The sequence below is a fragment of the Vibrio sp. 2433-A1 genome (assembly GCF_056726085.1).
Genome location: NZ_JBRESC010000002.1, coordinates 220,381 through 233,551 on the forward strand (window position 1 = coordinate 220,381; position 13,171 = coordinate 233,551).

At 45.0% G+C, this 13,171-nt stretch carries 17 protein-coding genes; 12 read left to right on the forward strand and 5 right to left on the reverse strand.

Annotated elements, in window-relative coordinates:
* Positions 1-7: 7 nt before the first annotated feature.
* The 9 genes from rpmD to rplQ all read left to right on the forward strand — a co-directional run bounded on the left by rpmD (position 8) and on the right by rplQ (position 5,115).
* Complete coding sequence (gene rpmD, locus ACU01J_RS03505) at positions 8-184, forward strand: 50S ribosomal protein L30 (protein WP_004410429.1); 177 nt, start codon at positions 8-10, stop codon at positions 182-184.
* Positions 185-189: 5 nt separating this feature from the next.
* Positions 190-624, forward strand: a complete 435-nt coding sequence (gene rplO / locus ACU01J_RS03510; RefSeq protein WP_004410426.1) for a 50S ribosomal protein L15 — start codon at positions 190-192, stop codon at positions 622-624.
* A gap of 20 nt (positions 625-644) precedes the next feature.
* Complete coding sequence (gene secY / locus ACU01J_RS03515; protein WP_481084421.1) at positions 645-1,979, forward strand: preprotein translocase subunit SecY; 1,335 nt, start codon at positions 645-647, stop codon at positions 1,977-1,979.
* A 39-nt stretch (positions 1,980-2,018) separates the two neighbouring features.
* Positions 2,019-2,132, forward strand: coding sequence for a 50S ribosomal protein L36 (rpmJ, locus tag ACU01J_RS03520; RefSeq protein ID WP_000868186.1), 114 nt, complete (start codon positions 2,019-2,021; stop codon positions 2,130-2,132).
* Between the two features lie 147 nt (positions 2,133-2,279).
* Positions 2,280-2,636 carry a 30S ribosomal protein S13 gene (gene rpsM / locus ACU01J_RS03525; RefSeq protein WP_004410414.1) on the forward strand — a complete coding sequence of 119 codons (357 nt, stop codon included), beginning with the start codon at positions 2,280-2,282 and terminating at the stop codon, positions 2,634-2,636.
* Positions 2,637-2,654: 18 nt separating this feature from the next.
* Positions 2,655-3,044 (forward strand): 30S ribosomal protein S11, encoded by a 390-nt coding sequence (gene rpsK / locus ACU01J_RS03530; protein WP_001118870.1) that lies wholly within the window; start codon positions 2,655-2,657, stop codon positions 3,042-3,044.
* A 27-nt stretch (positions 3,045-3,071) separates the two neighbouring features.
* Complete coding sequence (gene rpsD, locus ACU01J_RS03535; protein ID WP_004410410.1) at positions 3,072-3,692, forward strand: 30S ribosomal protein S4; 621 nt, start codon at positions 3,072-3,074, stop codon at positions 3,690-3,692.
* A gap of 24 nt (positions 3,693-3,716) precedes the next feature.
* Positions 3,717-4,709 (forward strand): DNA-directed RNA polymerase subunit alpha, encoded by a 993-nt coding sequence (locus tag ACU01J_RS03540; RefSeq protein WP_004410407.1) that lies wholly within the window; start codon positions 3,717-3,719, stop codon positions 4,707-4,709.
* Positions 4,710-4,734: 25 nt separating this feature from the next.
* The gene (gene rplQ / locus ACU01J_RS03545) at positions 4,735-5,115 is read left to right on the forward strand and encodes a 50S ribosomal protein L17 (RefSeq protein ID WP_004410405.1); all 381 of its coding nucleotides are present in this window, start codon (positions 4,735-4,737) and stop codon (positions 5,113-5,115) included.
* Between the two features lie 489 nt (positions 5,116-5,604).
* Here rplQ and bamJ read toward each other — a convergent pair whose 3' ends face one another.
* The gene (gene bamJ / locus ACU01J_RS03550) at positions 5,605-6,225 is read right to left on the reverse strand and encodes a BamJ family beta-barrel-assembly machinery protein (RefSeq protein ID WP_004410401.1); all 621 of its coding nucleotides are present in this window, start codon (positions 6,223-6,225) and stop codon (positions 5,605-5,607) included.
* Between the two features lie 233 nt (positions 6,226-6,458).
* On the opposite strand from bamJ, the gene ACU01J_RS03555 reads away from it, so the two are divergent.
* Entirely contained in the window at positions 6,459-7,025 is a 567-nt protein-coding gene (locus ACU01J_RS03555; RefSeq protein WP_481084422.1) for a LysM-like peptidoglycan-binding domain-containing protein, read from the forward strand.
* On the opposite strand, the gene ACU01J_RS03560 is transcribed toward ACU01J_RS03555, so the two are convergent.
* The 4 genes from ACU01J_RS03560 to cpdB form a co-directional block, all read right to left on the reverse strand.
* Positions 6,971-7,882 (reverse strand): DMT family transporter, encoded by a 912-nt coding sequence (locus ACU01J_RS03560; protein ID WP_481084423.1) that lies wholly within the window; start codon positions 7,880-7,882, stop codon positions 6,971-6,973. The two genes, ACU01J_RS03555 and ACU01J_RS03560, sit on opposite strands and share 55 nt — an antisense overlap.
* A 4-nt stretch (positions 7,883-7,886) precedes the next feature.
* Positions 7,887-8,339 (reverse strand): GNAT family N-acetyltransferase, encoded by a 453-nt coding sequence (locus ACU01J_RS03565; RefSeq protein ID WP_481084424.1) that lies wholly within the window; start codon positions 8,337-8,339, stop codon positions 7,887-7,889.
* 74 nt (positions 8,340-8,413) lie between these two features.
* Complete coding sequence (locus ACU01J_RS03570) at positions 8,414-8,971, reverse strand: Crp/Fnr family transcriptional regulator (RefSeq protein WP_481084425.1); 558 nt, start codon at positions 8,969-8,971, stop codon at positions 8,414-8,416.
* Between the two features lie 127 nt (positions 8,972-9,098).
* Entirely contained in the window at positions 9,099-11,060 is a 1,962-nt protein-coding gene (gene cpdB, locus ACU01J_RS03575) for a 2',3'-cyclic-nucleotide 2'-phosphodiesterase (protein WP_481084426.1), read from the reverse strand.
* Positions 11,061-11,321: 261 nt separating this feature from the next.
* Between cpdB and cobA the strand changes: the two genes are divergently transcribed.
* The gene (gene cobA / locus ACU01J_RS03580) at positions 11,322-12,191 is read left to right on the forward strand and encodes a uroporphyrinogen-III C-methyltransferase (protein ID WP_481084427.1); all 870 of its coding nucleotides are present in this window, start codon (positions 11,322-11,324) and stop codon (positions 12,189-12,191) included.
* Positions 12,192-12,219: 28 nt separating this feature from the next.
* Positions 12,220-13,152 carry a sulfate adenylyltransferase subunit CysD gene (gene cysD, locus ACU01J_RS03585; protein ID WP_134834315.1) on the forward strand — a complete coding sequence of 311 codons (933 nt, stop codon included), beginning with the start codon at positions 12,220-12,222 and terminating at the stop codon, positions 13,150-13,152.
* The last annotated feature ends 19 nt before the right edge of the window (positions 13,153-13,171 follow it).

The window sequence follows — 13,171 nt, forward strand, 5'->3', positions numbered from 1 at the left end:
GAACACCATGGCAACTATTAAAGTAACTCAAACTAAAAGCTCAATTGGTCGTCTACCTAAGCACAAAGCGTGTCTTAAAGGTCTAGGCCTTCGTAAAATCAACCACACAGTAGAACTTGAAGATACTCCGTGCGTTCGCGGTATGATCAACAAGGTTTACTACATGGTTAAAGTTGAGGAGTAATCAGAATGCGTTTGAATACTCTATCACCAGCTGCTGGTGCTAAGACTACTGCTAAGCGCGTAGGTCGCGGTATTGGTTCTGGCCTAGGTAAGACTGGTGGCCGTGGCCACAAAGGTCAAAAGTCACGTTCTGGCGGTTCAGTTCGTCCAGGTTTTGAAGGCGGTCAGATGCCTCTAAAACAACGTCTACCAAAATTCGGTTTCACTTCTCGTAAGAGCCTAGTGTCTGCTGAAGTTCGTCTAGCTGAGCTAGCGAAAGTAACTGGTGACGTAGTAGATCTAAACAGCCTTAAAGCTGCTAACGTTATCACTAAGAACATCGAATTCGTAAAAGTTGTTCTATCTGGTGAAATTAACAAAGCAGTGACTGTTAAAGGTCTACGTGTGACTAAAGGCGCTAAAGCTGCAATCGAAGCTGCAGGCGGTAAAATCGAGGAATAATCTCGAGGAACGAGGTACAGATGGCTAAGAAACCAGGTCAAGATTTTCGTAGTGCTCAGAGCGGCTTAAGTGAACTAAAGTCGCGCTTATTATTCGTAATTGGTGCACTTTTAGTATTCCGAGCAGGCTCTTTTGTGCCGATCCCTGGTATTGACGCTGCTGTACTTGCCGATTTGTTCGAACAGCAAAAAGGTACCATCGTAGAGATGTTTAACATGTTCTCCGGTGGTGCTCTTGAGCGTGCATCTATATTAGCGTTGGGCATCATGCCGTATATTTCGGCATCTATTGTTGTCCAACTGCTAACTGTAGTTCATCCAGCGTTAGCTGAACTCAAAAAAGAGGGTGAAGCAGGCCGTCGTAAGATCAGCCAATATACACGCTACGGCACGCTTGTACTTGCAACATTCCAAGCTATTGGTATCGCAACAGGCCTACCAAACATGGTCGATAATCTGGTTGTTATCAACCAAACCATGTTTACGCTAATTGCGACCGTAAGTTTAGTAACCGGTACCATGTTCCTAATGTGGTTAGGTGAACAAATTACAGAGCGCGGAATTGGTAACGGTATTTCGTTACTAATTTTTGCAGGTATTGTTGCTGGATTGCCTAAGGCAATTGGTCAAACAATCGAGCAAGCGCGTCAAGGTGAATTGCATGTACTTCTTCTGCTGTTGATTGCTGTACTAGCTTTCGCAGTTATCTACTTCGTTGTTTTCATGGAGCGTGGTCAGCGTAGAATCGTTGTCAACTACGCGAAGCGTCAACAAGGTCGTAAGGTATTTGCTGCGCAAAGTACTCACTTGCCACTAAAAATTAATATGGCAGGTGTTATTCCGGCAATCTTTGCTTCAAGCATTATCCTGTTCCCAGGAACACTGGCTCAGTGGTTTGGTCAGAACGGTGAGAGCAGCGCGTTCGGTTGGTTAACTGACGTGTCTTTGGCTCTTAGCCCAGGTCAACCCCTGTATGTAATGCTTTATGCAGCAGCGATTATATTCTTCTGTTTCTTTTACACGGCGTTGGTTTTCAACCCGCGTGAAACAGCAGATAACTTGAAGAAGTCCGGTGCATTCGTACCCGGCATCCGCCCAGGTGAACAGACAGCTAAGTACATTGATAAAGTAATGACGCGATTAACCCTTGCTGGTGCGCTTTACATTACCTTTATCTGTCTGATTCCAGAGTTTATGATGGTCGCGTGGAACGTACGTTTCTACTTCGGCGGTACATCACTACTAATCGTAGTTGTTGTTATCATGGACTTTATGGCACAGGTACAGACTCATCTGATGTCTCAACAGTATGATTCTGTGTTGAAGAAAGCAAATCTGAAAGGCTATGGTCGTTAATTCGGCGGTAGACTCAGATTTCATTTACGGAGTTTAGCAATGAAAGTTCGTGCTTCCGTTAAAAAAATCTGCCGTAACTGTAAAGTTATCAAGCGTAACGGTGTCGTTCGCGTGATTTGCAGTGAGCCAAAGCACAAGCAGCGCCAAGGCTAATTAGCAGAAATTTTTACTTGAAATATAAGGTAGTGTCGAGTATATTCCTCGGCCTACCTTTTGCGTGCAAAAGAAGTAGTATCCCGCAGCGTATCCATAACGGGCTTTGCTGCGGCTAATTCTTTTATGAAACACTAGGAGTGAATAATGGCCCGTATAGCAGGCATTAACATTCCTGATCAAAAACATGCTGTGATTGCACTAACGTCAATCTACGGCATCGGTAAGACTCGCTCTCAAGCTATCCTAGCTGAAGTGGGTATTGCTGAAGATGTTAAGATCAGTGAACTATCTGAAGAACAGATCGATCAACTGCGTGATGGTGTAGCTAAATACACTGTAGAGGGTGATCTACGTCGTGAAGTATCAATGAACATCAAGCGTCTTATGGACCTTGGCTGTTACCGTGGTCTTCGTCATCGTCGCAGTCTACCACTACGTGGACAGCGTACTAAAACCAATGCTCGCACCCGTAAGGGTCCGCGTAAGCCGATCAAGAAATAATCGGGAAGGTAGAGTACAATGGCTAAACAACCAACTCGCGCGCGTAAACGCGTTCGCAAACAAGTTGCAGACGGTGTTGCGCACATCCATGCTTCTTTCAATAACACAATCGTAACCATTACTGACCGTCAAGGTAACGCACTAGCTTGGGCTACTGCAGGTGGTTCAGGTTTCCGTGGCTCTCGTAAGTCTACTCCGTTCGCTGCACAGGTTGCTGCTGAGCGTTGTGCTGAAATGGCTAAAGAGTACGGTCTAAAGAACTTGGAAGTTATGGTTAAGGGTCCTGGTCCAGGTCGTGAATCTACTGTTCGCGCACTGAACGCTGCTGGTTTCCGCATCACAAACATCGTTGATGCTACACCAATCCCTCATAACGGTTGTCGTCCACCTAAGAAACGTCGCGTATAACGTTTTTTAGATTACTGGAGAAAGATCATGGCAAGATATTTGGGTCCTAAGCTGAAGCTTAGCCGTCGCGAAGGTACTGACTTATTCCTTAAGTCTGGCGTACGCGCGATCGATACCAAGTGTAAAATTGATAACGCACCAGGTGTACACGGCGCTCGTCGCGGTCGTCTATCTGAGTATGGCGTTCAGCTTCGTGAGAAGCAAAAAGTTCGTCGTATGTACGGCGTTCTAGAAAAACAATTCCGTAACTACTACAAAGAAGCTGCACGTCTTAAAGGCAACACAGGTGAAAACCTACTTCAGCTTCTTGAAGGTCGTCTTGATAACGTAGTTTACCGCATGGGCTTTGGCGCAACTCGCGCAGAAGCACGTCAGCTAGTTAGCCATAAAGCTATCCTAGTTAACGGTAAAGTTGTAAACATTCCTTCTTTCAAAGTTGCGGCTAATGACGTTGTTTCTATCCGCGAGAAAGCTAAACAGCAATCTCGTATTAAAGCAGCTCTAGAAGTTGCTGAACAACGTGAAAAACCAACTTGGATTGAAGTAGATGCTGGTAAGATGGAAGCTACGTTCAAGCGTATGCCTGAGCGTTCAGATCTATCTGCTGACATCAACGAACAATTGATCGTCGAGCTTTACTCTAAGTAAGGTTTAAACTAAAGAGAGGACACAATGCAGGGTTCTGTAACAGAATTTCTTAAGCCACGTCTTGTTGACATCGAACAAGTTAGCACGACTCACGCAAAAGTAACTCTTGAGCCATTAGAGCGTGGTTTTGGCCATACTCTTGGTAATGCACTTCGCCGTATTCTTCTATCTTCTATGCCAGGTTGTGCTGTAACAGAAGTAGAAATTGAAGGCGTACTTCATGAGTACAGCACTAAAGAAGGCGTTCAGGAAGATATTCTTGAAATCCTACTAAACCTTAAAGGTCTAGCTGTACGCGTTGCCGAAGGCAAAGATGAAGTGTTCATTACTTTGAACAAATCAGGCTCGGGCCCTGTGGTTGCAGGTGACATCACCCATGATGGTGATGTAGAGATCGCTAACCCTGAACACGTTATTTGTCACCTAACGGATGACAACGCTGAGATCGCTATGCGTATCAAGGTTGAACGTGGTCGTGGTTATGTTCCAGCTTCGGCTCGTATCCATACTGAAGAAGATGAGCGTCCAATTGGCCGCCTACTGGTTGACGCTACGTACAGCCCAGTAGACAAGATTGCTTATTCTGTTGAAGCAGCTCGTGTAGAGCAGCGTACAGACTTAGACAAGCTTGTTATCGATATGGAAACGAACGGTACTCTAGACCCTGAGGAAGCAATCCGTCGTGCAGCTACTATCCTAGCTGAACAATTGGATGCGTTCGTAGATCTTCGTGATGTACGTGTACCTGAGGAGAAGGAAGAGAAGCCAGAATTCGATCCGATCCTACTGCGTCCTGTAGACGATCTTGAACTAACAGTTCGCTCTGCTAACTGTCTGAAAGCAGAAGCGATTCACTACATCGGTGATCTTGTACAGCGTACTGAGGTTGAGCTACTTAAAACGCCTAACCTTGGTAAAAAATCTCTTACTGAGATTAAAGACGTACTTGCATCACGTGGTCTGTCTCTGGGCATGCGCCTAGAAAACTGGCCACCAGCGTCTATCGCTGAAGATTAATCGATAAAGTTAGAAGGATTAGGTCATGCGCCATCGTAAGAGTGGTCGTCAACTCAACCGCAACAGCTCACATCGTAAAGCGATGTTTAGCAACATGGCTAGCTCTCTAGTACGTCATGAAGTTATCAAGACTACACTGCCAAAAGCAAAAGAGCTACGTCGCGTAGTTGAGCCTTTGATTACACTAGCTAAGACTGACAGCGTTGCTAACCGTCGTCTAGCATTTGCACGTACTCGTGACAACGAAGTAGTTGCAAAACTGTTTAACGAACTAGGTCCACGTTTTGCTGCTCGTCAGGGCGGTTACACTCGTATCCTAAAAGCTGGTTTCCGTACTGGTGATAAAGCTCCAATGGCTTACATTGAGCTTGTAGATCGTCCAGCTGCTGAAGAAGCTGCTGAGTAATCAGGTTCGTAAGAACAAAAAAAGCCGAGCACTAGCTCGGCTTTTTTGTATCTGTAATTCCATTCTGCTATTAAAAAAGGCTGATACACTGATCGACCTTTGTTCAATAAATTCCCCCGTTTTTTCTTACTGCTAAATCCCCGCTAAAGCAGAAGTTAGCTCGCTGATCGCGCCTTGTGCTGAAGAGCATTGATGATTAAAGGCGAAAACGAGCTTACTAGTGCTAGGTCCATAATCAATGCAGAGGGCGCACTGTCTACCTCAACGCTGTCGGTGAACATTTTCGTTAAGTCAGTGCCAATAGAGAGCCGACACCACCAATCACTCCAGCGTGAGCTGTAGTGACTACGACGATTTCCTTATGATTTTGTTTAACGTCATTTCGCATCATATACCTAATGGCGCACGAAAAGCTGTGGGTGTGCTAACTTTATAAAAAAACGGCGATACCTAGGTATCGCCGTTTTAAATATGCTTAATCTTTATCGATTAAAGAATGTCTAGTAGTTCTACTTCGAATACTAAAGCAGCAAATGGAGGGATAGCTGCACCTGCGCCACGCTCACCGTATGCTAGGTCTTGAGGGATGTATAGTTTCCACTTAGAACCTACAGGCATTAGTTGAAGAGCTTCAACCCAACCTTTGATTACGCCAGTTACTGGGAATTCAGCCGGTTGACCACGAGATACAGAGCTGTCGAATACAGTACCGTCTGTTAGCTCACCGTGGTAGTGAACACGTACTTGCTTGTCAGAGGTTGGGATCTCACCAGTACCTTCAGTGATGATTTCGTATTGCAGACCAGACTCAAGTACCGTTACTTCTGGACGTAGAGCGTTATCTGTTAGGAATGCTTCACCGTCAGCTGCTGCTGCTTTAGCTGCTTCTTGACGTGCTGCTTCTACGCGAGTGTGTAGTTCTTGTAGTGCGTTGTTGATTTCGTCGATCTCGATAGCTGGCTGTTCACCAACTAGTGCTGTTGCGATACCAGCAGCGATAGCGTCAACGTTTAGACCTTCAAGACCAGAACCAGCTAGCTGCTGACCCATTTGTAGACCGATACCGTAGCTTGCTTTCTGCTCTACAGTCTCAAATTTAACTTCAGACATGGTGTCTCTCTTTATATGGTGTATAAAGGATAAAGGATACCAGTAATAGCCGCGTGATGAAACGTCAGAGGGTTGATACGAGGCGGCTAGCTGTAATGTGAGATTTAGATCGACTTTCAGCATGCTATTTGTCAATTTTTAGCGAGTAATGACCTGCTCGCGCGAAAATTCCTATACTCATAAGGTCTTGATTTTTTATACTGGTAACGCAGCCCGTTTGGAGAGAAGGTGCGATGAATCGCAGAAAGAAAAAGAAGCAACAAGTGGATTACCTAGAGCTAGTGAAAGAAAAGTTCAGCTCGGTTGATTGGCAACAGATTAAGCAGCCGGTGCTGACTAAATGGAATATGCTGCCAAAACTGCACCAGCGAGCATTGGTGGTGTTAGTTCCTTTATTGCTAGTATTGCTTGTTATCCCTCTACCGGAATCGCAACCACAAAAAGAAAGCCCAGCTACGCCATCTCAACGAGTTGAAGTGAATATCAACACTCGTAGCTTGAGCGAGCAAAAAAGTGCTGAGCAACAGTCGTTAGCTTCAGATGCCTGGAAAGAGTATGAAGTGAAAAGCGGCGATACGTTGGCTCAGGTTTTTCGTAATAATGGTTTAGCCATGTCAGATTTGAATGCACTGGTCAAAGTTGAAGGCTCAGACAAACCTCTTAGCCGAATTAAGCATGGTCAATTGGTGCGATTCAAGCTTAAAGAGAGTGGGCAGCTTGATATCTTACAGTTAGAGAAGAACAATCAATCGGTGATGTTTTTCCGTTTATCAGACGGCGGTTTTGGCCGTAGTAAATAACCTCCACGACGTTTCAGGTCATCGAGCAATCCTTTCCAAGGCATTAGGGGGAGAATGATCATCACTATCCCTAATGTCGTTAGCCAGTTAGGCACTTCGTTAAACCACGCTATGCCAAACAGCGCGACAAAGACTAATCCCGAATTTTCCGCCACAGCAATGTTATTCGCCGGAGCGCGTTGGTAGGCTATTACCGCCAGCCCGTTGTAGGTCAGTATCAGTCCAGCGCTGGTTAAGATAAGCAGGATCTGATTGAGTGTTATTGGTGCCCAATGGAGAATGGCCAATAATGCCGACACTGGCAAAGAAAGCAGTGATGTCCAAAACAGTGTGCTTATGACACTTTGACTTGCCGGCAGCTTACGTGCCGTAATGTTAAATAAGGCTAAAGTCAGCGTTGTGCCTAATGCAAACATGGCCGCCCAATGAAACTCTGTTGGCCTTAACACGACCATCACTCCGATAAAACCAAACAGTGTAGCTGCGACACGGCGCCAGTTTGGTTTATCATTCAGCAATAGAGCAGATAGCGGCAACATCACCAGTGGAGCGGCATAGAATACGGCGTTGGCTGTGGCTAATGTTAGATGAGTAATAGCGACGACCATACAACCGCTACCTATAATGATTAGGTGGGCACGTAAAAGATTTATTTTTGGATGTGTCAGTGCCCGTTTTTGTTTGCTCTGTCGCCACCAAAATGGCGCAATAACTAACGTCGATAACAATTGACGAATAAAAATATACTGAAACGCCGACACCTCTCCATCAAGCAACTTTACTGCCACGTCGGAGAAGGACGCAGCTAAGTTACCCAACACTAATAATAGGATTGCAGAGTAGGTGGCCGAACGCATCGTGTTACTTATTCAATTTCATATCGATATGCGGTATGTCGTCTTCGAGATACATTGCTGACGTTTGAACGAAACCATGTTTCTCGTAGAAGCTAGCAAGATGTTCTTGCGCGCCAATTTCGATGCTCTCGCCAGGCCATAACGACTCACACCCCAGTAACGCCTGTTGTAGCAGTTGATGACCAAGTCCGCCGCCGCGTTTAGTTTCAACAGTCGCGACACGACCAATGCTGACCGATGGGTAGCTGATACCACTTGGTAGTAATCGAGCACAAGCGATGAGCTCCTCACCTTGGTAACCCAATAGATGGTGGACACCTGCTTGATGGTCTTTGTCATCAAGCTCAGGGTAAGGGCAGGTTTGTTCAACAACAAACACGTTAACTCTGAGCTTGAGAAGCTGATAAAGCTGGTTGGTGGTTAAACCTGAAAAAGGGATAAGTTGCCAAGTGATCATGCGATTTCGTCTTCAATAAGTGATAAACCGAATCTAGCAAGTCACTCCTTCGGCTGCATTAACAATTGTTAACTTTACTGGCGATTTTTGATCCGACTTAAGCTGATGGGAGTAATGCCCAGATACGCCGCAATTTGGTAATCATTCAATCGCTCAAGTAGTTCAGGGTAGTGCTGGCAGAATAGCTCATAGCGCTCTTCTGGGCTGTAAAGCAACATAAAGCGCTCTTTGTTCTCTTTGTACATCAGTTGGGTTTCGAGCAGTTTAAGATAAATGCTGTGCTTTTCTTCGCGCCAAACACGTAACGTCTCTATCGGTAGCGATAAAATTGAGCAAGGTGTGAGAGATTCAAGTAAATAGGGTGATGGTTGCTGTTTGATGAGGCTTTCAAAGCCTATTATCCAGTCATTCTCCCAATAGAACTCTTTACTAAATTCTTTGCCTTTATCGGTTAAATAGGCCGAGTGACAGATGCCTTCAATAAGAAAGTGTATTTCCGAGGCGACTTCCCCTTGATGAAGTAATATATGGCGTGTTGGAAGCTCAATAAATTGTGCACTGTCAGATAGCTGGGTAATTTCTTGTTGGGTAAAACCGTTATTAGTCAACTGCTGTTGGAAAGCGTCAAGCATGATCAAGTTCAGTGGATAAAAGTGATAGCCAAGAGTGTAGCGTATATCGTTCACTAGGTGTGAGTGGGATGACAATACGAAAAAGCCGCAATCGACATTGCGGCTTTGGTTTAGTTATCTTGCTGGATTATTTTTCAAGATCGATTTGGTATACCGCAAAACCGACATCATCTGTCGCTACACGCTTCATCGGGTATTGACCCTTAGACTCAATGAATTGTGCTGCTTTTTCACTTGGAGAAGTTTCAAAGCGAATATCAAGTGCTGTGTCAGACTTGATTGGTGCAAATGACCAGTTGTTATCTGCGCTTGGTGTTACATCACCTTTTTCTTTACTGACACGGCTAATGTAGGCCGCCAAAATAGAACGGTTTTCATCTGGTGAGTCGAATGCGATAAATTTAGAACCAGTGCCAGGGAATTTGTTGCTATATGCACGATAGTTGTTGGTCGCAATGATGAAGTCTTGTTTCATATCAATTGGCTTACCTTGGTAAGTAAGGCCAACGATACGCTCTGCATCAGGGTTGATGACTCTGCAATCACCGTTGTATTTTGCAGGTTTCGTGACATCAATTTGGTAATTCACACCATCGATTACATCGAAGTTGTAGGTGCGGAATCCATCCCAATCAATCAGCTGCTGCGGGGCGGTGCTGTTGACATCGATTTGTTTAAATTGACCAGCAGCACACTCTAGCCACTCTTTCACTTCTTTACCGGTTACTTTCATCGCAACAAGTGTGTTCGGGTATAGGTAAAGGTCAGCAGCGTTACGGAAGGTTAGTTGACCAGATTCAACTTCAGTAAAGTTTGCTGGATCGTTTTTACGGCCGCCGGCTTTAAATGGTGCAGCTGCAGAAAGTACTGGAATATCAGAAAGATCAGGGTCACCTTGAATAAATCGTTCAACATAATCTTTCTGCGCTAGGTTTACGATTTGTACTGTTGGATCGTCTTGAACCAAAGCTAGGAAGCTGTACATTACATCATTCGCCTGACCAATTGGTTGATTAACGAACTCACGAGTCCCTTTGTGGTCAGCTTCGAGTGCTTTAACTATACCAGCGTCTTCTTTAGCTAGAGGTTTATTGTGCGCTTTATCGAAGATTGGACGTGCTTCAGACTGGCCGCTAACGACCGTCCACTTACCATCTTTTTCTTTCAATTCAAGGTCGATAACACCAACGTGGCTGCCCCAACGTCCTGGCATGACAGAAGCAACACCATTAATCGTGCCTTTCTCGTTGTCTACGCCTTGAATGTTATCAAAGCCTTTACCTGGGAAGACGGCATGGGAGTGACCAAATGCAATTGCATCGATACCTTTAACGTTAGCAAGGTAGTACGTTGAGTTTTCAGCGCCATACTTGTACGGGTCTGATGACACACCAGAATGAGCTATTGCGACAATGACATCCGCGCCTTCTTTTTTCATTTGAGGAATCAGTTTTTCGGCTGTTTCTTTAATGTCTTTGGCGACAACTTTGCCCTCTAAGTTCTTTTTATCCCAAACCATGATTTGTGGTGGTACAAAACCGATGTAGCCCACTTTAATTTTATGCTCGACACCATCTACATCTTTAAAGGTATGTGTTTTGATGACATACGGCTTAAAGTGGTGTTCCCCTGTTTTTTTATCGAAAACGTTGGCATTAATGTATGGGAAGTTTGCGTCGTTGATCGTTTCCGCTAAGAATTTAAGACCGTAGTTAAACTCATGGTTACCAATATTGCCCACATCATAATTGAGCTGGTTCATTGCTTTGTAAACAGGGTGGACTTCACCTGGCTTAATACCTTTAGCGGCCATGTAATCGCCCATTGGACTACCTTGGATAAGGTCGCCATTATCCACAAGAACGCTGTTTTCGACTTCTGCACGAGCTTGTTTAACGATAGTAGCAGCACGAGCTAGGCCAATCTTTTGTGATGGTTTGTCTTTGTAGTAATCGTAATCCATGACATTCGTGTGAATGTCAGTCGTTTCAACGATACGTAGTTTGATGGTATCAGCCATAGCTGGGCCAGCCATAGTTAACATACCACCGAGTACAGCAAGAGACAGAGGTTTCACTGCTACTTTCATTTTTAAGCTCCGATAGCGTTACGTTAGAAGTTGCATAATGTAACAAAATGAAATGAAACAATGCGGCTAATCACTATTAAAACGTGATCTTTACCAATTTCTTTATGGCGTTCTGCCTAGAGTCTCTCAAAAATGATCGATTCGTAATCACTTATAACAAATTTCCTTATCAGAAATTGATATAAAAAATGAAATTTTAGAATTTCCGGTAATATAACTACAACGCCATAATGCCCAAAGAGAAATGGAAAGGGTGACATTATGGCGAGCAAGGATACGATCTCTCAATTCCCACTGAGTAGTCGGCATGCACAGCGCAGCAATCGAACGGATCTGAATTCAATAGGGCAGAGTCTCCTTGGACAAGGTGAGGTTGCGCTTGTCGGTTCAGGGCCGGGCGATGTTGAACTATTGACACTTAAAGCGATTCGCTTTTTGCAGCAAGCCGATGTGGTTCTCTATGACTACCTTGTCTCGGACGAGATTATGGCGCTAGTGCCCAGCGACACCATTTTAGTTTGTGTCGGTAAGCGAGCTGGTCACCATAGTGTTCCGCAAGAGAAAACCAACCAGCTATTAGTCGACTTTGCTAAGCAAGGTCATCGTGTCGTTCGCATTAAAGGTGGTGATCCGTTCATTTTCGGCCGCGGTGGTGAAGAGCTTGAAGTTCTCGCCGATGCTGGTATCTCATTTCAAGTCATTCCAGGTATCACCGCTGCTGCGGGGGCAACCGCCTACGCTGGCATTCCATTGACTCACCGTGATTATGCTCAGTCTGCGATGTTCATTACCGGTCACTTAAAAGCAGAAAGCGATCAAATGGACTGGTCAACCCTCGCCCGCGGCAATCAAACGCTAGTGATATATATGGGGTTGATGAAGTCCAATTATATACAGAGTCAGCTTGTTGAGTATGGTCGCAGCCCAGAGACGCCGATCGCCATTATTGAGCGTGGCACTCAATCAACTCAAAGAATTTTTAAAGGACAGCTTGCTCAACTCGCTGAACTTGCTAAAGACGCGCAATCGCCGTCTCTTATCGTCATTGGTGAAGTGGTGTCCCTGTCAGAGAAGTTGGCGTGGTTCACTCCAGAGCCACAACAACAATCTCAACAACGCCAATTTGCATAACTCATTATTTGATTAGTCGAAGCTCATGATGAGCCTTAAAGGAAGCACTAACATGGACCAAGAACGTTTAACCCACCTAAAGCAGCTAGAAGCGGAGAGTATTCATATCATCCGTGAAGTTGCCGCTGAGTTTGATAACCCAGTGATGATGTACTCGATAGGTAAAGATTCATCGGTGATGCTACACCTTGCTCGTAAAGCATTTTACCCAGGTAAGATTCCATTCCCGTTGCTGCACGTAGATACCGATTGGAAATTCAAAGAGATGATCGAATTTCGCGATCGTACCGCAGAAAAGTATGGCTTTGAGCTTTTGGTTCACAAGAACCCAGAAGGTCTCGCTATGGGTTGTAGTCCATTTGTTCATGGCTCATCGAAGCATACTGACATCATGAAAACGCAAGGCCTAAAACAGGCGCTGAACAAGTACGGTTTTGATGCTGCATTTGGTGGTGCTCGCCGTGATGAAGAGAAGTCTCGTGCTAAAGAGCGTGTCTATTCATTCCGAGATAAAAACCACACTTGGGACCCAAAGAACCAGCGCCCAGAGTTATGGAAAACCTATAACGGGCAGATCAACAAAGGTGAAAGCATTCGTGTCTTCCCACTATCAAATTGGACTGAGTTGGATATCTGGCAATACATCTACCTAGAGAACATCGAAATTGTCCCGCTTTACCTAGCGGACAAGCGCCCAGTTGTAGAGCGCGATGGCATGCTGATCATGGTTGATGACGATCGTATGGAGCTTCAACCGGGTGAGAAGATTGAAGAGAAGAGTGTGCGATTCCGTACTCTCGGCTGCTACCCATTAACGGGTGCAATTGAGTCAGAAGCGAATACCCTGACCGGCATTATTGAAGAGATGCTAGTTGCGACTTCAAGTGAGCGACAAGGACGAGCGATCGACCACGATCAGTCAGGATCGATGGAATTGAAAAAGCGTCAAGGTTATTTCTAATAAGGATCTAAGGAAAGAA